The following is a 22,218-nucleotide window of genomic DNA, read 5'->3' as shown; positions in this document are numbered from 1 at the left end:
AGCGTACGGGGCTATATCTTTTCTGGAAACTGAATAATATTAAGCAATACGTTCACGATTGGAGAATGATTTGGACCTGGTGCAGCTGGAAATCTTCAAGGCCGTTGCCGAACAAGGCAGCATCAGTGCCGCCGCGCAGTTGATTCATCGTGTGCCGTCGAACCTCACCACGCGCATCAAGCAGCTGGAGCAGGATTTGGGCGTGGAGTTGTTCATTCGTGAGAAGAGCCGCCTGCGACTGTCACCGGCCGGGTGGAATTTCCTCGGCTATGCGCGGCGTATTCTCGACTTGGTGCAGGAAGCCCGCGCGACGGTGGCGGGGGAGGAGCCTCAGGGCGCATTTGCCCTTGGTTCGCTGGAAAGCACGGCGGCGGTGCGTATTCCGTCACTGCTGGCGGCCTATAACCAGAAGCACGCCAAGGTCGAGCTCGACCTGAGTACCGGGCCCTCGGGCACGATGATCGAAGGTGTGCTGTCCGGGCGCCTGGCGGCGGCGTTTGTCGATGGGCCGGTATTGCATGCCACGCTGGAAGGGGTGGCGGTGTTTGAGGAGGAAATGGTGGTGATTGCGCCGCTGCACCACGCGCCGATCACGCGCGGGCAGGATGTGGCAGGGGAGAACATCTATACCTTTCGCTCGAACTGTTCATACCGTCATCACTTCGAACGCTGGTTCTCACAGGACGGCGCAGTACCGGGCAAGATTTTCGAGATGGAGTCTTACCACGGCATGCTTGCCTGTGTCAGCGCCGGGGCCGGCCTGGCGCTGATGCCACGCAGCATGCTGGAAAGCATGCCGGGGTTTACGGCGGTGAGCGTGTGGCCATTGGCGGACAGCTTCCGCCTGTTGAACACCTGGCTCATCTGGCGGCGGGGCACGGTGTCGCAGAGTCTCAACAGCTTCGTAAAGCTGCTGGAAGAACGCAATCTGGTCGCAACCTGAGTCTAATGTGGGAGCTGGCTTGCCTGCGATGGCATCCACTCGGTGTGCCTGATGTACCGAGTCGCCTGCATCGCAGGCAAGCCAGCTCCCACAGGTTGACCGATGTCAGCCGCCGAATTGCACAGTGCCCATCGCCAGTTTGGCCATGATGGCCGTCGCGCCCAGCTGTACCAGCCACAGCGCCAAGCCACCCAGAAATACGCCGAGCGCCACTTGCAGCACCAGGCTTTTCTGGCGCTTGGCTTGCGGGGCGCGCGGGGTGAAGTCGTGCAGTTCGTCGCGGTCGGCGCGCAGGTCCAGGTCGTCGTTTCTCATAAGGCTCTCACGGCAAAGGGGCAATCGGGGTCCAGTCTAGGGGCTGGGGGCTACGCGCAGCGAATTTTTTGCAGGCTGTGCATCTTTTATGGCGATCCGGCTTTTTGTGGCAAACCGCATCCCTGTGGCGAGCGCGCTGGGGCGCGTAGCGGCCCCTTGTTCAGGCACCGCGTTCTCCCAGTAAGTTCACGGTGGCAGGTTTGGGGCCGCTGCGCAGCCCAACGTGAGCAAGCTCGCTCGCCACAGGGGATGCGGTTTGCCCACAAAAAAGGGGAAGCCCATTAATGGCTTCCCCTTTTTCACCGCCGCAAAGGCTTACAACACCTTAACAATCGCCTCGGTCACAGCGCCGATGTTCGACTGGTTCAACGCCGCCACACAGATGCGCCCGGTGTCGAGTGCATAGATGCCGAACTCGGTGCGCAGGCGGGTGACTTGCTCAACGGTCAGGCCGGAGTAGGAGAACATCCCGCGCTGGCGGCCGACGAAGCTGAAGTCCTGGCCTGGCGCAGCCTTGGCCAGTGTGGCGACCATCTGCTCGCGCATGCCACGGATGCGCAGGCGCATCTCGGCCAGTTCGGCTTCCCACTGGGCGCGCAGCTCAGGGTTGGTCAGCACGGCAGCCACGATCGCTGCGCCGTGGGTGGGCGGGTTGGAGTAGTTGGTGCGGATCACGCGCTTGACCTGGGACAGGATGCGCGCGCTTTCTTCTTTGGAGTCGCCGACGATGGACAGTGCGCCCACGCGTTCGCCGTACAGCGAGAACGACTTGGAGAACGAGCTGGACACAAAGAACGTCAGGCCCGATTCAGCGAACAGGCGCACGGCAGCGGCGTCTTCGTGGATGCCGTCGCCAAAGCCCTGGTAGGCCATGTCGAGGAACGCCACCAGGTTTTTCGCCTTGACCACGTCCAGCACGTTTTGCCAGTCGGCCGGGCTCAGGTCGACGCCGGTCGGGTTATGGCAGCAGGCGTGCAGCACCACGATGGACTGTGGCGGCAGGGCGTTGAGGTCTTCGAGCAGGCCGGCACGGTTCACGTCGTGGGTGGCAGCGTCGTAATAGCGGTAGTTCTGCACCGGGAAACCGGCGGTTTCGAACAGCGCGCGGTGGTTTTCCCAGCTCGGGTCGCTGATTGCAACGACGGCGTCCGGCAGCAGCTGCTTGAGGAAGTCAGCGCCGATTTTCAGCGCGCCGGTGCCGCCGACCGCTTGTACAGTGGTGACGCGGCCAGCCGCCAGCAATGGCGATTGCGCGCCGAACAGCAGGGTTTGCACGGCTTTGTCGTAGGCGGCAATACCATCGATCGGCAAGTAGCCACGGGCGGCGTGTTGCGCCACGCGAATGGCTTCCGCTTCGGCAACGGCACGCAAGAGTGGAATCTTCCCCTCCTCGTTGCAATAAACGCCCACGCCAAGGTTGACCTTGGTGGTTCGTGTGTCGGAGTTGAATGCTTCGTTGAGGCCCAGGATTGGATCGCGTGGTGCCATTTCGACAGCGGAGAACAGGCTCATTTTGCGGCAGCTCTATGGGGGAGTGGAGGGACGTGTCGCGCTCCAGCCGAATGCACTAGAGCGGTGCACAAACGGGGAGCTAGTATAGAGGCCATAGAGGCTGAGGGCGACAACCGAAACGGCTTTTCGGCCAAGTTTTTCGGTTTATTTGCCGACCGTTAGTCTTATTGCAACATTGATCCCGGACGGCAGTAAGGCGATTGCCTTGAAACCCGTCACATTCGGCACCACTTCTACAGCTATCATGGTTTTTTCCTGCAACCTGCGATGACTATTCGCGGGTCGCTGAGCTTTTTTCGTCCTGGTGCGGTTGATCCGGGGTGACCTGAAAGAGGTACGTAATGTCGGATTTCCAGCTCGTCACCCGCTTTGAACCCGCCGGCGATCAGCCCGAAGCCATTCGCCTGCTGGTCGAAGGCATCGACGCCGGCCTCGCGCACCAAACGCTGCTCGGGGTGACCGGTTCAGGCAAGACCTTCAGTATCGCCAACGTGATTGCGCAGACAAACCGCCCAACGCTTGTGCTGGCGCCGAACAAAACCCTGGCCGCGCAACTGTACGGCGAGTTCAAGGCGTTCTTCCCGAACAACGCGGTGGAGTACTTCGTTTCCTACTACGACTACTACCAGCCCGAGGCGTACGTGCCGTCCTCCGATACCTTTATCGAGAAGGATGCGTCGATCAACGACCACATCGAACAGATGCGGTTGTCGGCGACCAAGGCATTGCTGGAGCGCAAGGACGCGATCATCGTCACCACGGTGTCGTGCATCTACGGCCTGGGCAGCCCGGAAACCTATTTGAAGATGGTGCTGCACGTCGACCGGGGCGACAAACTCGACCAGCGCGAATTGCTGCGCCGCCTGACGAGCTTGCAGTACACCCGCAACGACATGGGTTTTGCCCGCGCGACCTTCCGCGTGCGCGGTGATGTGATCGACATTTACCCGGCCGAATCCGACCTGGAAGCCATCCGCATCGAGCTGTTTGACGATGAAGTCGAGAGCCTGTCGGCCTTCGACCCGTTGACCGGCGAGGTGATTCGCAAGCTGCCGCGCTTCACCTTCTACCCGAAAAGCCACTACGTAACCCCGCGCGAAACCCTGATGGGCGCGATCGAGGGCATCAAGGGCGAATTGGCGGAGCGCCTGGAATACCTGCGCTCCAACAACAAGCTGGTGGAAGCCCAGCGCCTGGAGCAGCGCACGCGCTTTGACCTGGAGATGATTCTGGAGCTGGGCTACTGCAATGGCATCGAAAACTACTCGCGCTATCTCTCGGGTCGCGACTCTGGGCAGGCGCCGCCTACGCTGTTCGATTACTTGCCGGACGACGCCTTGCTGGTGATCGACGAGTCCCACGTCAGCGTGCCGCAGGTGGGCGCGATGTACAAAGGCGACCGTTCGCGTAAAGAGACCCTGGTGGAATACGGTTTTCGTCTGCCGTCGGCGCTGGATAACCGGCCGATGCGTTTTGACGAGTTTGAAAGCATCAGCCCGCAGACGATTTTTGTCTCGGCCACGCCGGGCAATTACGAGGCTGAGCATGCGGGACGTGTGGTCGAGCAGGTGGTGCGGCCGACCGGTCTGGTCGACCCGCAAATTGAAATCCGCCCGGCGCTGACCCAGGTTGATGACTTGCTGTCGGAGATCGGCAAACGTGTGGCGTTGGAGGAGCGGGTGCTGGTCACCACGCTGACCAAGCGCATGTCCGAAGACTTGACCGACTACCTGGCCGACCACGGCGTGCGCGTGCGCTATTTACACTCGGACATCGACACCGTGGAGCGCGTGGAAATCATCCGCGACTTGCGCCTGGGCACCTTTGATGTGCTGGTGGGGATCAACCTGCTGCGTGAGGGGTTGGACATGCCGGAAGTCTCGCTGGTGGCGATTCTGGACGCGGACAAGGAGGGCTTCCTGCGCTCCGAGCGCTCGCTGATCCAGACCATTGGCCGGGCGGCGCGTAACCTCAATGGCCGTGCGATTCTCTACGCCGACCGCATCACCGGCTCCATGGAGCGGGCGATTGGCGAGACCGAGCGCCGTCGCGACAAGCAGATTGCCTTTAACCTCGAGAATGGCATCACGCCCAAGGGCGTGTTCAAGGACGTCGCCGATATCATGGAAGGCGCCACCGTGCCCGGCTCGCGCAGCAAGAAGCGCAAGGGCATGGCCAAGGCGGCCGAGGAAAACGCCAAGTACGAAAACGAACTGCGCTCGCCGAGTGAGATCACCAAGCGCATTCGCCAGCTGGAAGAGAAGATGTACCAGTTGGCGCGCGACCTGGAGTTTGAGGCGGCGGCGCAGACGCGCGATGAGATTGGCAAGTTGCGCGAGCGTCTTTTGGCTGTTTGATCTGTAGTGCCTGGCCTGGCCTTATCGCAGGCAAGCCAGCTCCCACTTTTGATTGTGTTCACACTTCAAGATGTGGGAGCTGGCTTGTCTGCGATGGCAACACCAAGGTACTCCTGAATCACCCAAGCTGGAGCCCAACCACCTGTGGCTGTTACCATTCGCCCCTTGTTTGAATTTTCAGCTCCATCGCCCATTCGAGACCTGCCATGACCACCGTCCGCACGCGCATTGCGCCATCGCCTACTGGGGATCCCCACGTCGGCACTGCTTACATCGCCTTGTTCAACTACTGCTTCGCCAAGCAGCACGGCGGTGAATTCATCCTGCGGATCGAAGACACCGACCAGGTGCGTTCCACCCGTGAGTCGGAACAGCAGATTTTCGATGCCTTGCGCTGGTTGGGCATTACCTGGGCTGAAGGCCCGGACGTTGGCGGCCCGCACGGCCCGTATCGCCAGAGCGAGCGCAGCGACATCTACAAGCAATACACCCAGCAACTGGTCGACATGGGCCATGCGTTCCCGTGCTTCTGCACCGCAGAAGAACTCGACCAGATGCGCGCCGAGCAGCAAGCCCGTGGCGAAACCCCGCGCTACGATGGCCGCGCGCTGTTGCTGTCGAAAGAAGAAGTGGCTCAGCGCCTGGCGGCTGGCGAACCGCATGTGATCCGCATGAAAGTGCCGAGCGAAGGCGTGTGCGTGGTGCCAGACATGCTGCGCGGTGACGTCGAGATTCCGTGGGACCGCATGGACATGCAGGTGCTGATGAAGACCGACGGCTTGCCGACGTACTTCCTGGCCAACGTGGTCGACGACCACTTGATGGGCATCACCCACGTGCTGCGCGGCGAAGAATGGCTGCCATCGGCGCCGAAACTGATCCTGCTTTACGAGTACTTTGGCTGGGAACAGCCGCAGCTGTGCTACATGCCGCTGCTGCGTAACCCGGACAAGAGCAAGCTGTCCAAGCGCAAGAACCCGACGTCGGTCACGTTCTACGAGCGCATGGGCTTCATGCCCGAAGCAATGCTCAACTACCTGGGCCGCATGGGCTGGTCGATGCCCGACGAGCGCGAGAAGTTCTCGCTGCAGGAAATGGTCGATAACTTCGACCTGTCGCGCGTTTCGCTGGGCGGGCCGATTTTCGACATCGAGAAACTGTCGTGGCTTAACGGCCAATGGCTGCGTGACTTGCCAGTGGAAGAGTTCGCCAGCCGCGTGCAGCAGTGGGCGTTGAACCCCGAGTACATGATGAAGATCGCGCCGCTGGTGCAGGGCAGGGTGGAAACATTCAGCCAGGTCGCACCGTTGGCCAGTTTCTTCTTTGCCGGTGGCGTGAACCCGGATGTGAAGCTGTTTGAGTCCAAGAAACTCTCCGGCGACCAGGTTCGTCAGTTGATGCAGTTGATTCTGTGGAAGCTCGAAAGCCTGCGTCAGTGGGAGAAGGATGCGATCACTGCAACGATTCAAGCAGTGGTTGAGTCGCTGGAATTGAAATTGCGCGATGCCATGCCGTTGATGTTTGCCGCGATCACCGGGCAGGCCAGTTCGGTGTCGGTGCTCGATGCGATGGAAATTCTCGGCCCGGACCTCACGCGTTTCCGTCTGCGCCAAGCCCTTGATTTGCTTGGTGGTGTGTCGAAGAAAGAAAACAAAGAGTGGGAAAAGCTGCTGGGCGCTATCGCCTGAGCAAGCGCTTGAAACGACGAAACCCCGGTTTTCCGGGGTTTCGCCGGTAAGTGATTGTTATCCCGGCAAAAAACTTTGGAAATTGTTGAAAATAAATTTGACACACTTCCAAACCGCCATTAAGATTCGCCCCGTCCTCACCGACGAGGGGCTATAGCTCAGCTGGGAGAGCGCTTGCATGGCATGCAAGAGGTCAACGGTTCGATCCCGTTTAGCTCCACCAATTTACAGGTTCAAGGTCTGGCCACACCGTCCTTGAATCGATCAGTTCTCAGCGCTGATCTGATGTACAGAAGGTTTTGTCCCCTTCGTCTAGTGGCCTAGGACACCGCCCTTTCACGGCGGTAACAGGGGTTCGAGTCCCCTAGGGGACGCCAGTTTCAACAAGCAGTTCGAAAGGTCTGCTGCGTCGCGAGACGAAAAATCCGGGGCTATAGCTCAGCTGGGAGAGCGCTTGCATGGCATGCAAGAGGTCAACGGTTCGATCCCGTTTAGCTCCACCAATTTACAGTTCCAGGGTTCCGGCCACACCGTCCCTGGATCGATCAGTCTCAGCCTGATCAGTGTACAGAAGGTTTGTGTCCCCTTCGTCTAGTGGCCTAGGACACCGCCCTTTCACGGCGGTAACAGGGGTTCGAGTCCCCTAGGGGACGCCACGATTACCCGCTCTGCGGGATTTTTAAGGGTCATTCAATTATTGAATGGCCCTTTTGTTTGTCTGGCGTTTGGGTTTTCCGTGTTTGATTGCTGCAGCAGCGCCTTAACCAGTGTGGGCGGGATGTCATTGCCATTCTGGTTGATCAGGGTTTAGAGCCGCCGTTGGCGCCATCAATCGTCAGCTTGCGGCCCGCTCAGACGAGTGGTCATATCGATGGCTTGCCAAATATTATTATGCCAATAATATTAAACCCATGAGAAACGGAGGCTTTGATGAGCGATAAAAAAGCGCAAACCCGCGAACGCATTTTGCAGGCTGCCAGCGCCGCATTGATCCAGCGCGGCCCGGCCGAGCCGAGTGTGGGTGAAGTCATGGGCGCCGCAGGGCTTACGGTTGGCGGCTTCTACGCGCATTTTGAAAGCAAGGACGCGCTCATGCTGGAGGCCTTCACCCAGCTGCTGGCCCGGCGTCGCGCGTCGATCGACGACATAGACGAGCAACTCTCTGGCGAAGAACGCAGGAGCCTGGTGGCCGCGTTTTACCTGTCGCGTAAACACCGCGACTCAACCACCCAAGCCTGCCCGATACCGGCCACCGTCGGCGAGATGAGCCGCCTGCCGGACGAGTTTCGCGTGGCGCTGAACGAGCACTGCGAGCTGATGGCCGCCCAATTGGCCGCCACCCCTGAAGACACCGACAAAGCCCTCGCAGACATGGCGCTGATGATCGGCGGCCTGGCCCTGGCGCGTGCCTTGGGGCCGGGCGAGTTGTCCGACCGCGTGCTGCGCGCAGCCAAATCGGCGGTACGCTGAAAAGCAGTCGCACAACGGGCGCATTTTGCGCCGAGCGCACGTTTGGCGTTTATCTGGGAAGTGGAATTGACCTTCGCCATGCCGCTCAAGCGATGCACGACGCCTGATACACTGCCCCGCCGACATTAATCGACTGGAGCAAGGCATGGGCTGGGATTTGGCAACGCCGTTTATCATCGACCTGCAGGTTGGCGCCGACGATATCGACGGCCTGGGGCACGCCAATAACGCGGTGTACGTGTCCTGGCTGGAACGCTGCGCCTGGCGCCATTCCCAGCGTTTGGGGCTGGACCTCACCGAATACCGCCGGCTGGACCGCGCCATGGCCGTGGTGCGTCATGAGATCGACTATCTCGCGTCGGGCTACGAGGGCGATGAGCTGCAACTCGCCACCTGGATCGTCGATTGGGACCAGCGCCTGAAAATGACCCGGCGTTTCCAGCTGGTACGCCCCCGCGACGGCGCAACACTGCTGCGTGCGCACACCACCTTTGTTTGCATTGAGCTGTCTTCCGGCAAGCCCAAGCGTATGCCGGCTGAGTTTCTCGACGGTTATGGCCCCGCACTGACAGGGGGTTAACGGTTGCTTCAGGAAACCCAGTAAACTGCGCCACGATTTTTGTTGAGTGTTTTCCATGCAAATTGCTTTGGCGCCCATGGAGGGGTTGGTCGACAACATCCTGCGGGACGTGTTGACCCGTGTGGGCGGTATCGACTGGTGCGTGACCGAGTTCATCCGTGTCAACGAGCGCCTGCTCACCCCCGCGTATTTCCACAAGCTCGCCCCGGAACTGCTGCACGGCGCCCAGACCGCTGCCGGCGTGCCGCTGCGTGTGCAATTGCTCGGCTCCGACCCGGTGTGCCTGGCGGAAAACGCCGCGCTCGCCTGTGAGTTGGGCTCCCAGGTGATCGACCTCAACTTCGGTTGCCCCGCCAAGACCGTCAACAAGTCCCGAGGCGGTGCGGTATTGCTCAAAGAGCCGGAGCTGCTCAACAGGATCGTCGAACACGTGCGCCGCGCCGTCCCCGCGCATATCCCCGTGACTGCCAAGATGCGCCTGGGCTTTGACAGCCCGGACGGCGCGCTGGTGTGCGCCACGGCCCTGGCCGAAGGTGGCGCGGCGCATATCGTGGTGCATGCGCGCACCAAGGCCGACGGCTATAAGCCGCCGGCTCACTGGGAGTGGATTCCGCGGGTGCAGGATGTGGTCAAGGTGCCGGTGTTCGCCAATGGCGATATCTGGAGCGTCGAAGACTGGAAGCGTTGCCGCGAAGTCAGCGGCGCCGAAGACATCATGCTGGGTCGCGGCCTGGTGGCGCGCCCCGACCTGGCGCGGCAGATCGCGGCGGCAAAGGCGGGCGAAGAGGTGGTGGAAATGACCTGGGCGCAGATGCAGCCGATGCTCCAGGAGTTCTGGACCCAGTCGGTGGCGCAGCTCACTGAACGCCAGGCGCCCGGCCGTTTGAAGCAGTGGCTGGCGATGCTGACGCGCAATTATCCAGAGGCGGTTGAACTGTTTACGGCGATGCGTCGCGAGACCGACTTGCAGCAGGTCAGCCGGCTGTTGGGCATGGCTCACCCGGCGATAGTTGCCGCGTAAACTATCAAATATATATATAAAAGTTTCATTCAGTTTACAGAAGGCGCCATTGGCGCCTTTTTTGTGCGCTAGCATAATTGCTTATTGCAGCCATTGCATAATGATGTCTGTAAGTTGCGCGAGTCGGGGTTTATGAGCGTGTGTGTCAGGTTAATGGCATACGAAACGCGTGCGCAAAGGACCTTTGCTCATAAAGCCATGAGAAAAAGTCTGAATATTTATTTTGGTTTCCTTATATGAAACGTGATTTCTGGAACTCGCCGGAATAAAACCCCACGAACCTAGGGACTGGAGGCAATGCTGATTGCTTCCACGTTTTAAAGACACTCTTTGCCGGCTCGTTAATAGAGTCGCGTCTGACTGAATAAGGAACTTTGTTATGTCTCTCTCTATAAGCACGCCCGCCTTCGTTAACGTTGATAACGGCCACCTTGATCAACCTCTGCACACGCCTGCCACACTTAACCTGCCGTCGGTAACGCAGACGCATACGGATAATACTTTCCACCCGCCAAAGGGTGAAGTTACGGTTGACGCAGGCACCCTTAACAAGTTGTTCGATATGCTGGAGCTTGTGTTCAAGGCTCTGCGGGAAATGTTTGCCGGTAAGCAATCAAAGTCCAGCGTATTGCCTGACAAGGCTGACGTGCCGGCCACAGAGCTGGAAGTTGGCAAGCTGCCGCCGAGCGTCAAGGCAAACGAATTGCTGGCAGTGAAGGGTGAATTGCCCAAGCAGCAATCGGTGCCGCTTACCTCGTTGCAGAGTACGCCTGATTCCGCCGGCACCATTGATGCAGCGTTAGTCGGGATGCCTGCCTTGGTGCGGGATACCCCCAAGCACTCGCCGGGGTTGATTGCGCTGCCTGTGACCGAGTCCGACGCCATCGATAGCCATGATCACAACACAAACGACCTGCCAGTCACCCGGTGGAGCACGCTCAGGCCGCAGTTGAACGCGGTGTTGCCTGCGGCGCCCAAGCCAGAGGTCACCGTGACCAATGATGCCAAGGCCAATGTGAATGTGAATGTAAACATCGATCACTGCCACTGCCCTGAGACAGGCTTGCCGCTGAACAATGGGCTGACATCACGGGTCCTGCCGGATGTACGCTTGGTGCCTGCCCCTCCTCATGTTGACGTAACGTCCGAAACGACGCCGCCGATTGAGCCTCAGATAACTCCAAAACCTGCGCAGGAATTGCCGCTGCCCGTCACGTCTGAGGTGGGGCTGCACACCGAGGATGACGTGAAGCGCGACCCTGCATTGAGTGTGACGCCTGAAACCCCGCCCGTTGACAATAAAATGACCCCGCAGCTTGATGGCAAGGTTACCTCGGAGCACCAGCCTGACGAGCCGCCGCTTGATGTAACGAGCCCAGGGCCTTCTGAAGATTACGTTGACCAAGAGGAAGGGCACTTTAATGCCCGCTCCAACTTCAAGTTCTAACAAACTACACCTCGTTTAAATTTTTTGAATAGCGCAGGTGCCTCTCCGAACTGTCAGCTCGGAGAAGTACCTGCTTATGGAGAAATATATGCGTTGTTGTTCGGTCGATCGTAGTATTCGTAGTTTGGATGTGCACCATGCGCCTGTCATGAATACTACAAATAAGATGGCTCGGTATAACTCAATCCACAGCAGTCGTAACAAGGTGCGGTATAAGCCAGCCGATAACGGAATGCATCAACGCTCCAGGTTGATCGCTGGATTCAACCCATTTTCCTGGCTGAAAACGTCTGTCTTGTCGTTTTTTAATAAGTTTTCCTCCTTTACAAGCGGGGCGCCTATCAATGCACTTGCCAATACAAGCCCGCGATTGGAGCGAACCCTTCAAACAGTTCCCGAATTTAAACCTGAACGGGCGACTTCCAAACTTGACCCTGCCGGATACATTCCGGGTCTTTCAACTAAACGCAATGGCGAAAAGCCCAACGACATCTTCGGCGGCTTTCGCCAGGGGCCGGACGGCAACTGCGTGACGGTATCCGCCATCAAGGCCGCGATGCACCGCTTTGGGCAAAGCCCTACGGATATCTACAAGGCGGTCACAAAAGTCGCCGGAGGGTACCGAGTGATCATGCGCGACGACTTTGCCCTCGGCCTCACTGACCATGAATTGAGGCTCGGCGCACGCGGTGCAAGGTTTGTCGGGGCCGACAGGGAAATGCTCAAGGATGCGCAGTTTTTGTACGCCGTCAGTGCCAAACGTGCACAGATGGAAAACAACGACGGTACGGCGAGCAGCAGCTTTTATGCAGCGATGCGCAGTTTGAACGACAGGGAAGATGAGCTCGGGCCGGGGGAAGGATTCTTGCGCCTGGGTCTGCGCAAGCATATGCGCACAGTGAGCGCACATGACCTTGCCCGTGGGCTGGTCGGCATGAGCAACCGAGCGGGGCATTCGGCTGCCGTGATCAACGGTCGCGAGGAGTTATGGGGCACGCGCGGCCGTGCACCCTGGCGCGGTGATGCAATCGCCCTGGTCTGACCGCTACCCAGTCATTTTTCTGTTTACTTCAAAGGATCAGCAGGTATGAATCTCTCAATTGCACATCGACCATGGGCTGCAGAGCCAGGGCCGCGCGCAGACCGTTCATTGCACGCCACACATGAAAAATCAGCAGCACTTATTCCCGCATTCAGCGCGAGTGAGCGGCGTTTCGACGAAAGCTTTGAAACCAGCACCCATGCGGCGGTCATCAAAATGATGATGATGACCTTCGGCCGAACGCCGGTCGATATGTTCGATCAGGTCAAGCCGGTTGTCGGCGGGTATGCCATCACCATGAAGGATGAGTTCAAACTTGGATTAACCTGTCGGGAACTGAAACAAGCAGCTGCTGCGTCGAGGTTCACAGGGGCAGACAACGCAGCGGTGCGAGACGCCAATTTCGTGTTCGCAGCGTTTGTGAAGCGCAAACAACTGACAGGCGGCTATCCCGATTTTGCGTCCGCGCTGGCGGAAACACTCAAGGGCGAGTTCACTCTCCATTGCTTGAAAGGCATGGGGGTTTCCGGGCTCGCCCAGTACGTACCGCTCCAGAACATGGTGGGCAAGGACGTGGTGGGTGTGTTGGACACGCATTACCGGGCGAGTGCACTGGTCGTTGACGGGGTGAAGCGTGACCCGGGTGATACGTACCCTGTGGATCGAGGCTACGGTTATCGCTTGCTCAAGTTCACCGACGCTGTGCAACCCCGTGACTCCGTAGCGGTATCTACGGTAGCAGTCGGGCTGAAACCCAAGAATATCTGGTCCGGCTTTTATCAAGGCGCTGAAGGCAATTGCGTCACCGTGTCGGCGATCAAGGCGGCCATGATGCGGTTCGGGCAAAACCCGGCTGGCATCTATACGCACATCGGTGCAACGCCAGGCGGGTATGAAGTGACCATGCGTGATGGTTTCAAGCTGGCGTTGAGCCATGACGAACTGGACAGGGCCACACGCGGCTCAAACCTGTGCGGCAGTGATACGGCGATGCTCAAGGACGCCAACTTTTTATATGCCGTCAGCGCCAAGCGCGCGCAGTTGGAGAACAACGACTTTCGCGGCAACCAAAGCTTTGAGGTGGCCATGGAGACCTTGAACGATGGCGAATACCCAGGGCAATCCCTGCGCAGGTTGGGGCTTTCTGCCTATGTCAGGGACTCGAACGTGGCTGAACTGGCCAGCGGCGCCATCGGCACCCTGGCCGATAACAGTCATTCAATGGCGGTGATCGGGGGCGTACTGGACTACTACGGTCAGCGCTATAGCCTGGCGTCATCCGAATGGATGAACAGCAGTTATCGCGCGCTCAAACTCGTCTGAGCCTACCCCAGCAATCGCCTGAACTCCTCGATCGGCAACGGCCGACTGTGCAAGTAACCCTGAAACACATGGCAGCCGAGCTTTTGCAGGAAGGCCAATTGTTCCAGGGTTTCTACGCCTTCAGCGATCACGTCGAGGTTCAGGCTGCGCGCCATGGCCACGATGGCGCGGATGATTTCGGCGTCGTTGGGGTCATGGGTGGCGTCGCGTACAAAGGATTGGTCGATCTTCAGCGCATCCACCGGCAGGCGCTTGAGGTAGGTCAGCGAAGAGTAGCCAGTGCCAAAATCATCCATGGCAAAGCTCACGCCGAGCTTTTTCAGGCGACGCATTTTCAGCACGGTGTCGTCCATGTTCTGAATCACGATGCCCTCGGTGATTTCCAGCTTCAACAGGCTGAAGGGCAACTGATGCGTCTTGAGGCTGCGTTCCACCCGTTCCACAAAGTCGTTCTGGCGAAACTGCCGGGGGCTGATGTTCACGCACAGGCTGAAATTCAGCGGGTCCACCAGGCCTTCGGCAATCAACTGCGCAAAGGCCCCGCAGGCTTCATCTAGGATCCAGGTGCCGACTTCGAGAATCAGGCCGCTGTCTTCCAGCACCTTGATGAATTCGGTGGGTGACTGCGCGCCCAGTTGGGGATGCTGCCAGCGCACCAGCGCTTCGGCGCCGATGATCTTGTTGCCGCGTGCGTCCACTTGGGGCTGGTAATGCACGCTGAACTCGCCACGGGACAGGGCCAGGCGCAAGTCAGTTTCCATGCGCAGGCGTTCGCTGGCGGTTTTTTGCATGCTGTTGTGAAACATCTGCGTGGTGTTACGCCCCGAGTCCTTGGCGCGGTACAGGGCAATGTCGGCGCGCTTGAGCAGGTCGGCCGGGGTCGAGCCGTGATCGGGAATCAGCGCCACGCCGATGCTGGGCGTGACCTGCAAGCGATGGCCATCGAGAAACATCGGCTCCGAGAGCAATTCACGCAGGGTGTCAGCCAGCACCTGCACCTGGTGGGTGACTTCGGTGCGTGAACCTTCGAGGCCACTGAGCAGCACCACGAATTCATCACCGCCCAGGCGCGCCACCGTGTCCTCTGTGCGCACGCTGGCTTCCAGGCGCGCCGTGACGATTTTCAGCACCGTGTCGCCCACCGGGTGGCCGAGGGAATCGTTGATGTGTTTGAAGTGATCCAGATCCAGGAACAGCAGGGCGCCGCGCAGGTCGTGGCGCTTGAGCAGGGCGATTTGCTGGCTCAGGCGGTCCATCAGCAAGGCGCGGTTGGGCAGGTTGGTCAGCGGGTCGTGATAGGCCAGGTGGCGAATCTGCGCCTGGGCGTTTTTCAGCAGGCTCACATCCCGCGCGGTGAGGAGCAGGCAGGGGGTTTCGTTGAGGGTGATCGGTTCTACCGAAACCTCAACTGAGAGTATGTCGCCTTGTTTGTTGTGCCAGAGCATTTCCAGGTGGTGAATGCGGCCCTTGATCTGCAGTTCGGCCAACAGCGCGGAACGCTGGTTTTCGTCTGCCCAGATGCCGATCTGGTACAGCGTCAGGCCGATGGCTTCTTCGGCGCGGTAGCCGGTCAAGCGGCAGAAGCCGTCGTTGACCTCCACATAACGGCCGGTGTCACGCTCGGTGATGGAGATCGCATCGGGGCTGGAATGAAAGGCTTTGGCGAACTTCTCTTCACTGGCTTTCAGGGCAGCTTCCGAGCGCTGTTGCTGGGTGATATCGCGCAGAGTAGTGACGATGCACGGCTGGTTGCCCACCTTGATCAGCCGGCTGGAGATCACGCAGGTCAGGAGCTGCCCGTTCTTGTGATGCACCACGATGGCCACATTGCTCAATGACTGCTCGCGGATCACTTGTTCGATACGTTGCAGGCGCTTGCTCGAATCGTCCCACAGGCCGATTTGTTCGGCGCTTTTTTCGATAACCTCTGCGGCGGTCCAGCCGAAGGTCAGGGTAAACGCCGGGTTGATCTCGATAAACGCGCCGCTCTCCAGGCAGGTGACGCAGATCGGGTCGGGGCTGGCCTGAAACAGGCTGGCGAATTTTTCTTCGGAGGCCGTCAGGCGCTGTTCGCGCTCTACCTGGTCAGTGATGTCCAGCAGCGTGCCGGCCATGCGCAGTGGTTTGCCGGCGTCATCGCGGTACAGGCGCGCGCGGCTTTCCAGGTAGCGCGCGCTGCCGTCTTCCATCTGCACGCGGTAGGTCAGTTGGTAATTGCCATTCGCGCCCTCGCGCAGGCTGCGATAAGCATTGCGCATGCCCTCGCGTTCTTCATCGGACACGCCTTCAAAAAACGCATCGAAGGGTTCGTGAAAGGGCTCCGGCGGCAAGCCGTGCAGTTGCGCCGCGCGAGCCGAGCCATAGAGCATGCCGCTGGGGATGTGCCAGTCCCACGTGCCGAGTTGCGCCGAATCCAGCGCAAGGTCGAGGCGATCCTGGCTGTCCTTCAGCGCTTGCTCGGCGTTTTTGCGTTCCGTGGTGTCGACGAAGGTGCTGATCAGGTAAGCCTCACCCTCCAACTCAACCTTTTGCGCGCTGAGGGTGCCGTCGTGAACCTGCCCGGTACTCGCGCAAAACTGCACCTCCATAGTGATCGGTTCGCCTTTGCGCTGGGTGGCCTTGACCAGCAGCGCGCGCTGTTCTGGATAGCGCCACAGGCCCAGGTCCAGCGTGGTTCGACCGATCACATCGGCCAGTGGCCAGCCGAACAGCACCTCGAAATAGTGGTTGGCCTCGCCGATCCGCCCATCGGACTGGCGCGTGAGCAGGACCATGTTCGGGCACAGGTGGAACAGTGTGGCGAAGCGCTTTTCGGAGCTGCTCAGGGCACTCTCGCGGTCCCGCTGGTGGGTAATCTCACGAATCACGCCGATCATTCGACGTCGTCCGGTCTTGTCCGGGACCAGGCTGCCGTTGACTTCCAGCCAGTGCAGGCTGCCGTCGGGCCACTGGATACGATGGTGCATCGCATGCTCGAACGGCTCGCCGGCCAGCACGGCATGAAACGCCCTCAGCACTCGTGCGCTGTCCTGAGGCGCCAGCAGGTCGAGGTAATCAAGGTCTTTGGGCAATGGCTGCCGGGGGTCGAAGCCGAATAGCGCCTGGGTACCGCGTGACCAACTGATGCGCCCGGTGTCGATCTCCCAACACCACGCACCGAGCCGTGCAGCATTCAGGGCGGCCAGCAGTTGCGGGGCGCTGTCCCAGCTTTGCTCGGCCTCTTGAGGGTCACCGGCGTAGACGCGGGGCAACGGTGGCACGTGATCGACGGGGTTGCGCATTATCAAAGGGCCTTGGCTCAATGGGCATTTGGCGCGGCTTTTATCAGAGCTTCAGGCCGCACAGCTTCATGCCGGTACCCCTGGCAGATCGACCTGTGCATCCAAAAGGCTCATGAAAGCTCTCGCAGCGTTCGACAGCGTCCTTTCTGTGTGCACGATATAGCCTAGCTGGCGACTGAGCTGTATGCCCGGCAAAGCGATACTTGCGACCTGATCATCGAGCATGGTGCGCGGCAACACGCTCCAGGCCAGGCCGATCGACACCATCATCTTGATAGTTTCCAAATAGTTAGTGCTCATCGCGATGTTTGGCGTCAGGCCCTGGGCCTCGAACAGACGGCTGACAATATGGTGGGTAAAGGTGTTGCCGCCGGGAAAAACCGCCGGGTGGCCCGCGATATCCGCAAGGTTGACGCGGCCATGGCTGGTCAAACTGTGTTCCGGGGCCACCACGAAATCCAGCGGGTCGTCCCAGACCGGAGTGGCACGCACGAGATGGTGCGGGTCGGGCGCCAACGTGATCACTGCGACTTCGGCGCGGCCGTGGAGGATTTCTTCGTAGGCAACTTCCGAATCGAGGAACTGAATATCCAGCGCCACGTTCGGGTATTCACGGGTAAAGGTGCGCAGGATCGGCGGCAGGCGGTGCAGGCCGATGTGATGGCTGGTGGCCAGGGTGAGTCGGCCGCTGACCTCGCCGGTCAGGTTGGTGAGGGCGCGGCGGGTGTCGTCGAGCACGTTGAGAATCTGATAAGCACGCGGCAGCAGGGCGCGGCCGGCCTCGGTCAAACCGACTTCGCGGCCCAAGCGGTCAAACAATCGCACCTTTAATTGCTGCTCCAGCCCGGCGATGCGCTTGCTGATGGCCGGTTGCGTCAGGTGCAAGCGTTCACCAGCACCGGAGAAACTACCGGTCTCGGCGATGGCGATAAAAGCGTTGAGGTTGGCCAGGTCCATGGTGGTATTCCAGTTGGTTATCCAAAGCATAAAAAATATGAATTTGAGTTATTTAATGTAGCGCCATACCATCAGCCTCACAAGCCAAAGGGTTATTGAATGTCTCAAGACCCGGGGCATAGAAACACCTGATGAGGACCGCGTGATGGCCGGCAAAACGCTTTACGACAAGCTTTGGGATTCCCATGAAGTGAAACGGCGCGACGATGGCTCGTCGCTGATCTATATCGACCGTCACATCATCCATGAAGTGACCTCGCCTCAAGCGTTCGAAGGCCTGCGGCTGGCCGGGCGCAAGCCTTGGCGCGTCGACTCGATCATCGCCACCCCGGACCACAACGTGCCGACCACCCCGGAGCGCAAGGGCGGGATCGAGGCCATCGTCGACACCGTGTCGCGTTTGCAGGTGCAAACCCTCGACGACTACTGCGATGAATATGGCATCACCGAATTCAAGATGAACGACGTGCGTCAAGGCATCGTTCACGTGATCGGCCCTGAGCAGGGCGCCACCTTGCCGGGCATGACCGTGGTCTGCGGCGACTCCCACACCTCCACCCACGGTGCGTTCGGCGCCCTGGCCCACGGCATCGGCACTTCGGAGGTGGAACATGTGTTCGCCACCCAGTGCCTGGTCGCCAAGAAAATGAAGAACATGTTGGTGTCGGTCGAAGGCAAGCTGCCGTTCGGCGTGACCGCCAAAGACATCGTGCTGGCCGTGATCGGCAAAATCGGCACCGCCGGCGGTAATGGCCATGCCATCGAATTCGCCGGCAGCGCGATTCGCGACCTGTCCATCGAAGGCCGCATGACCATCTGCAACATGTCCATCGAAGCCGGTGCCCGTGTCGGCATGGTGGCAGCGGATGAAAAGACCATTGAATACGTCAAAGGTCGCCCCTTCGCACCGGCTGGCGCTGAATGGGATGCTGCGGTAGAAGCCTGGAAAGACTTGGTCTCCGACGCCGACGCGGTGTTCGACACCGTGGTTGAGCTCGACGCTGCCCAGATCAAGCCGCAAGTCAGCTGGGGCACTTCGCCGGAAATGGTGCTGGCTGTCGATCAGAACGTACCGGACCCGGCCAAGGAAACCGACCTGGTCAAGCGTGGTTCCATCGAGCGCGCCCTGAAGTACATGGGCTTGAAAGCCAATCAGGCGATTACCGACATTCAGTTGGATCGCGTGTTTATTGGTTCCTGCACCAACTCGCGGATTGAAGACCTGCGCGCTGCGGCAGTGATCGCCAAGGGCCGCAAAGTCGCCTCGACGATCAAGCAAGCCATCGTGGTGCCGGGTTCGGGCCTGGTCAAAGCACAAGCCGAAGCCGAAGGCCTCGACAAGATTTTCCTCGAAGCCGGTTTTGAATGGCGTGAGCCTGGCTGCTCGATGTGCCTGGCCATGAACCCGGACCGTTTGGAGTCGGGCGAGCATTGCGCCTCCACCTCCAACCGTAACTTCGAAGGGCGTCAGGGCGCTGGCGGGCGTACCCACCTGGTCAGCCCGGCCATGGCCGCTGCGGCTGCCGTCAACGGTCGTTTCATCGACGTTCGCGAATTGATCTGAGGAATACCCGATGAGAGCTTTTACCCAACACACAGGTCTTGTAGCGCCGTTGGACCGTGCCAACGTGGACACCGACCAGATCATCCCGAAGCAGTTCTTGAAGTCGATCAAGCGCACCGGTTTCGGCCCGAACCTGTTCGATGAGTGGCGCTACCTGGATGTGGGCTATGCCTACCAGGACAACTCCAAGCGCCCGTTGAACAAGGACTTTGTGCTCAACGCCGAGCGTTACCAGGGCGCCAGCGTGCTGCTGGCGCGGGAAAACTTCGGTTGCGGCTCCAGCCGTGAGCACGCGCCGTGGGCCCTGGAAGAATATGGCTTTCGCAGCATCATCGCGCCGAGCTACGCCGACATCTTCTTCAACAACAGCTTCAAGAACGGCTTGCTGCCGATCATCTTGAGCGACGCCGAAGTGGATGAACTGTTCAAGCAAGTGGAAGCCGACGTGGGCTACCAGCTGACCGTCGATCTGGCCGCGCAAACCGTGACCCGTCCGGATGGCAAGGTGTACCACTTTGAAGTGGATGCTTTCCGTAAGCACTGCCTGATCAATGGCCTGGATGATATTGGCCTGACCTTGCAGGACGGTGATGCGATTGCCGCGTTTGAAGCCAAGCACCGGGCCAGTCAGCCCTGGTTGTTTCGCGATGCTTGATTGGCGGTAGACCGTGCGGGCCCCATCGCGGGCAAGCCCGACTCCCACATTTTGACTTGTGAATACAGTCAACTGTGGGAGCTGGCTTGCCTGCGATAGCGCCCGTACCAACACCCCAAAACCCAAGGAAAACCACCATGACCAACACCGCCCACACCCAAGTCGTGCAAAAACAATTCGGCGAGCAAGCCTCGGCTTACCTGAGCAGTGCCGTGCACGCCCAAGGCACCGAATTCGCGCTGCTCCAGGCCGAACTGGCCGGGCAGGGCGGCGCACGACTGCTGGATTTGGGGTGCGGTGCCGGCCATGTGAGTTTCAACGTAGCACCGCTGGTTAAAGAAGTGGTGGCCTACGACCTGTCCCAACAGATGCTCGACGTGGTTGCCGCCGCCGCAAAAGATCGTGGCCTGAGCAACATCAGCACTGTGCACGGCGCTGCCGAAAGCCTGCCATTCGCCGATGGCGAATTCGACTTCGTGTTCAGCCGTTATTCGGCTCACCACTGGAGTGACCTCGGCGTGGCCCTGCGCGATGTGCGCCGCGTGCTCAAGCCAGGTGGCGTGGCGGCCTTTGTTGACGTGTTGTCACCTGGCAGCCCGCTGTTGGACACTTACCTGCAAACCGTCGAAGTGCTGCGCGACACCAGCCATGTGCGCGATTATTCCGCCGGCGAATGGATGCGTCAGCTCAGCGAAGCCGGTTTGCATGTACGTAACAGCAGCTGCCAGCGCCTGCGCCTGGAATACACCTCGTGGGTCGAGCGCATGCGCACGCCCCAGGTACTGCGCGCCGCCATCCTTGAGCTGCAAAAGGCGATGGGCCAGGAAGTGCGTGATTACTACGAGATTCAAGCCGACGGCACCTTCAGCACCGACGTGCTGGTGGTGTTTGCCGAACGCTGATTAATTTTCCCGACCTGCCCATGGGCGGGTCGTTTGATGAAATGAGGAACCCATGAGCAAGCAGATTCTGATTCTCCCTGGCGACGGTATTGGTCCGGAAATCATGGCCGAAGCGGTCAAAGTCCTGGAATTGGCCAACACCAAGTACAGCCTGGGTTTTGAGCTGAGCCACGACGTGATCGGCGGCGCGGCCATCGACAAGCACGGCGTGCCGCTGGCCGATGAAACCCTGGAGCGCGCCCGCGCGGCCGACGCCGTGCTGTTGGGCGCGGTAGGTGGCCCGAAATGGGACAAGATTGAGCGTGACATCCGCCCTGAGCGCGGCCTGCTGAAAATCCGTGCGCAACTGGGCCTGTTCGGCAACCTGCGTCCGGCCATCCTTTATCCGCAACTGGCTGACGCGTCGAGCCTGAAGCCGGAAGTGGTGGCGGGCCTGGACATCCTGATCGTGCGTGAGCTGACCGGCGGTATCTACTTCGGCTCGCCACGCGGTGTGCGCGAGTTGGAGAATGGTGAGCGCCAGGCCTACGACACCCTGCCGTACAGCGAGAGTGAAATTCGCCGTATCGCCCGTGTCGGTTTCGATATGGCCCGCGTGCGCGGCAAAAAGGTCTGCTCGGTCGACAAGGCCAACGTACTGGCTTCCAGCCAACTGTGGCGTGAAATCGTCGAAGAAGTCGCCAAGGATTACCCGGACGTCGAACTGAGCCACATGTACGTCGACAACGCGGCCATGCAACTGGTGCGCGCACCGAAACAGTTTGACGTGATCGTCACCGACAACCTGTTCGGCGACATCCTGTCCGACCAGGCCTCGATGCTCACCGGTTCCATCGGCATGCTGCCGTCGGCGTCCCTGGACACCAACAACAAGGGCATGTACGAGCCGTGCCACGGTTCGGCGCCAGACATCGCAGGGCAGGGCATTGCCAACCCGTTGGCGACCATTTTGTCGGTCTCGATGATGCTGCGTTACAGCTTCAACCTGAGCGACGCGGCCGATGCCATCGAGAAGGCCGTGAGCCTGGTGCTGGACCAGGGTTTGCGCACTGGTGACATTTGGTCACAGGGTTGCACCAGGGTTGGGACGCAAGAAATGGGCGACGCAGTAGTCGCCGCGCTACGGAATCTGTAATCTCTGCGGCCCGCTTGCAGTTGTTG

Annotated in this window: 17 protein-coding genes and 4 tRNA genes; 17 read left to right on the top strand and 4 right to left on the bottom strand. The window is 59.8% G+C overall.

Annotated elements, in window-relative coordinates:
* The first annotated feature begins 70 nt into the window (after positions 1-70).
* The gene (gene ptrR / locus ACP7A2_RS02090) at positions 71-943 is read left to right on the top strand and encodes a putrescine utilization regulator PtrR (RefSeq protein ID WP_426132873.1); all 873 of its coding nucleotides are present in this window, start codon (positions 71-73) and stop codon (positions 941-943) included.
* 105 nt (positions 944-1,048) lie between these two features.
* Here ptrR and ACP7A2_RS02085 read toward each other — a convergent pair whose 3' ends face one another.
* The gene (locus ACP7A2_RS02085) at positions 1,049-1,258 is read right to left on the bottom strand and encodes a hypothetical protein (RefSeq protein ID WP_426132872.1); all 210 of its coding nucleotides are present in this window, start codon (positions 1,256-1,258) and stop codon (positions 1,049-1,051) included.
* 315 nt (positions 1,259-1,573) lie between these two features.
* On the bottom strand, positions 1,574-2,770 hold the full coding sequence (locus tag ACP7A2_RS02080) for an amino acid aminotransferase (RefSeq protein ID WP_426132871.1): 1,197 nt from the start codon (positions 2,768-2,770) through the stop codon (positions 1,574-1,576).
* Between the two features lie 341 nt (positions 2,771-3,111).
* Here ACP7A2_RS02080 and uvrB point away from each other — a divergent pair, with 341 nt between their 5' ends.
* The 12 genes from uvrB to ACP7A2_RS02020 all read left to right on the top strand — a co-directional run bounded on the left by uvrB (position 3,112) and on the right by ACP7A2_RS02020 (position 13,698).
* A complete protein-coding gene (gene uvrB, locus ACP7A2_RS02075) occupies positions 3,112-5,127 on the top strand; it encodes an excinuclease ABC subunit UvrB (RefSeq protein ID WP_426132870.1) in 2,016 nt (671 codons plus the stop codon).
* Between the two features lie 206 nt (positions 5,128-5,333).
* Complete coding sequence (gene gltX, locus ACP7A2_RS02070) at positions 5,334-6,815, top strand: glutamate--tRNA ligase (RefSeq protein ID WP_426132869.1); 1,482 nt, start codon at positions 5,334-5,336, stop codon at positions 6,813-6,815.
* A gap of 147 nt (positions 6,816-6,962) precedes the next feature.
* A tRNA-Ala gene (locus ACP7A2_RS02065) sits at positions 6,963-7,038 on the top strand.
* A gap of 78 nt (positions 7,039-7,116) precedes the next feature.
* Positions 7,117-7,192 (top strand) — tRNA-Glu (locus tag ACP7A2_RS02060).
* 50 nt (positions 7,193-7,242) lie between these two features.
* Positions 7,243-7,318: transfer RNA gene (locus tag ACP7A2_RS02055), tRNA-Ala, on the top strand.
* A 77-nt stretch (positions 7,319-7,395) separates the two neighbouring features.
* Positions 7,396-7,471: transfer RNA gene (locus ACP7A2_RS02050), tRNA-Glu, on the top strand.
* 274 nt (positions 7,472-7,745) lie between these two features.
* Entirely contained in the window at positions 7,746-8,285 is a 540-nt protein-coding gene (locus tag ACP7A2_RS02045; protein ID WP_426132868.1) for a TetR/AcrR family transcriptional regulator, read from the top strand.
* A gap of 145 nt (positions 8,286-8,430) precedes the next feature.
* On the top strand, positions 8,431-8,865 hold the full coding sequence (locus ACP7A2_RS02040) for an acyl-CoA thioesterase (RefSeq protein ID WP_426132867.1): 435 nt from the start codon (positions 8,431-8,433) through the stop codon (positions 8,863-8,865).
* 55 nt (positions 8,866-8,920) lie between these two features.
* A complete protein-coding gene (locus ACP7A2_RS02035) occupies positions 8,921-9,886 on the top strand; it encodes a tRNA dihydrouridine synthase (protein WP_426132866.1) in 966 nt (321 codons plus the stop codon).
* A gap of 379 nt (positions 9,887-10,265) precedes the next feature.
* A complete protein-coding gene (locus ACP7A2_RS02030; protein WP_426132865.1) occupies positions 10,266-11,333 on the top strand; it encodes a hypothetical protein in 1,068 nt (355 codons plus the stop codon).
* A gap of 76 nt (positions 11,334-11,409) precedes the next feature.
* Positions 11,410-12,375, top strand: coding sequence for a hypothetical protein (locus tag ACP7A2_RS02025; protein WP_426132864.1), 966 nt, complete (start codon positions 11,410-11,412; stop codon positions 12,373-12,375).
* A 108-nt stretch (positions 12,376-12,483) separates the two neighbouring features.
* Positions 12,484-13,698 (top strand): hypothetical protein, encoded by a 1,215-nt coding sequence (locus ACP7A2_RS02020; protein ID WP_426132863.1) that lies wholly within the window; start codon positions 12,484-12,486, stop codon positions 13,696-13,698.
* Positions 13,699-13,700: 2 nt separating this feature from the next.
* Here ACP7A2_RS02020 and ACP7A2_RS02015 read toward each other — a convergent pair whose 3' ends face one another.
* Together ACP7A2_RS02015 and ACP7A2_RS02010 are read right to left on the bottom strand one after the other, a co-directional pair.
* Complete coding sequence (locus ACP7A2_RS02015; RefSeq protein ID WP_426132862.1) at positions 13,701-16,979, bottom strand: sensor domain-containing protein; 3,279 nt, start codon at positions 16,977-16,979, stop codon at positions 13,701-13,703.
* A gap of 66 nt (positions 16,980-17,045) precedes the next feature.
* Positions 17,046-17,936, bottom strand: coding sequence for a LysR family transcriptional regulator (locus ACP7A2_RS02010; RefSeq protein ID WP_426132861.1), 891 nt, complete (start codon positions 17,934-17,936; stop codon positions 17,046-17,048).
* A gap of 145 nt (positions 17,937-18,081) precedes the next feature.
* On the opposite strand from ACP7A2_RS02010, the gene leuC reads away from it, so the two are divergent.
* The 4 genes from leuC (at position 18,082) to leuB (ending at position 22,192) form a co-directional block, all read left to right on the top strand.
* On the top strand, positions 18,082-19,500 hold the full coding sequence (gene leuC, locus ACP7A2_RS02005) for a 3-isopropylmalate dehydratase large subunit (protein WP_426132860.1): 1,419 nt from the start codon (positions 18,082-18,084) through the stop codon (positions 19,498-19,500).
* A gap of 10 nt (positions 19,501-19,510) precedes the next feature.
* The gene (leuD, locus tag ACP7A2_RS02000; RefSeq protein ID WP_003234333.1) at positions 19,511-20,155 is read left to right on the top strand and encodes a 3-isopropylmalate dehydratase small subunit; all 645 of its coding nucleotides are present in this window, start codon (positions 19,511-19,513) and stop codon (positions 20,153-20,155) included.
* A 137-nt stretch (positions 20,156-20,292) separates the two neighbouring features.
* A complete protein-coding gene (locus ACP7A2_RS01995; RefSeq protein WP_426132859.1) occupies positions 20,293-21,057 on the top strand; it encodes a class I SAM-dependent methyltransferase in 765 nt (254 codons plus the stop codon).
* Positions 21,058-21,109: 52 nt separating this feature from the next.
* Positions 21,110-22,192 carry a 3-isopropylmalate dehydrogenase gene (gene leuB, locus ACP7A2_RS01990; protein ID WP_375067440.1) on the top strand — a complete coding sequence of 361 codons (1,083 nt, stop codon included), beginning with the start codon at positions 21,110-21,112 and terminating at the stop codon, positions 22,190-22,192.
* Positions 22,193-22,218: the final 26 nt, after the last annotated feature.

The sequence above is a fragment of the Pseudomonas sp. PWP3-1b2 genome, assembly GCF_049896045.1.
Lineage (GTDB): Bacteria > Pseudomonadota > Gammaproteobacteria > Pseudomonadales > Pseudomonadaceae > Aquipseudomonas > Aquipseudomonas antarctica_B.
The sequence above is the reverse complement of the archived record's forward strand: the minus strand, read 5'-3'. Positions and strand labels throughout refer to the sequence as shown.

Coding starts and splice junctions, on each gene's coding strand:
- ACP7A2_RS02035 (WP_426132866.1), top strand. CDS start 8,921: ATGCAAATTGCTTTGGCGCCCATGGAGGGGTTGGTCGACAACATCCTG.
- ACP7A2_RS01995 (WP_426132859.1), top strand. CDS start 20,293: ATGACCAACACCGCCCACACCCAAGTCGTGCAAAAACAATTCGGCGAG.
- leuC (WP_426132860.1), top strand. CDS start 18,082: ATGGCCGGCAAAACGCTTTACGACAAGCTTTGGGATTCCCATGAAGTG.
- ACP7A2_RS02040 (WP_426132867.1), top strand. CDS start 8,431: ATGGGCTGGGATTTGGCAACGCCGTTTATCATCGACCTGCAGGTTGGC.
- leuD (WP_003234333.1), top strand. CDS start 19,511: ATGAGAGCTTTTACCCAACACACAGGTCTTGTAGCGCCGTTGGACCGT.
- ACP7A2_RS02045 (WP_426132868.1), top strand. CDS start 7,746: ATGAGCGATAAAAAAGCGCAAACCCGCGAACGCATTTTGCAGGCTGCC.
- uvrB (WP_426132870.1), top strand. CDS start 3,112: ATGTCGGATTTCCAGCTCGTCACCCGCTTTGAACCCGCCGGCGATCAG.
- ACP7A2_RS02085 (WP_426132872.1), bottom strand. CDS start 1,258: ATGAGAAACGACGACCTGGACCTGCGCGCCGACCGCGACGAACTGCAC.
- ACP7A2_RS02080 (WP_426132871.1), bottom strand. CDS start 2,770: ATGAGCCTGTTCTCCGCTGTCGAAATGGCACCACGCGATCCAATCCTG.
- ACP7A2_RS02010 (WP_426132861.1), bottom strand. CDS start 17,936: ATGGACCTGGCCAACCTCAACGCTTTTATCGCCATCGCCGAGACCGGT.
- ACP7A2_RS02015 (WP_426132862.1), bottom strand. CDS start 16,979: ATGCGCAACCCCGTCGATCACGTGCCACCGTTGCCCCGCGTCTACGCC.
- ACP7A2_RS02030 (WP_426132865.1), top strand. CDS start 10,266: ATGTCTCTCTCTATAAGCACGCCCGCCTTCGTTAACGTTGATAACGGC.
- ACP7A2_RS02025 (WP_426132864.1), top strand. CDS start 11,410: ATGGAGAAATATATGCGTTGTTGTTCGGTCGATCGTAGTATTCGTAGT.
- gltX (WP_426132869.1), top strand. CDS start 5,334: ATGACCACCGTCCGCACGCGCATTGCGCCATCGCCTACTGGGGATCCC.
- leuB (WP_375067440.1), top strand. CDS start 21,110: ATGAGCAAGCAGATTCTGATTCTCCCTGGCGACGGTATTGGTCCGGAA.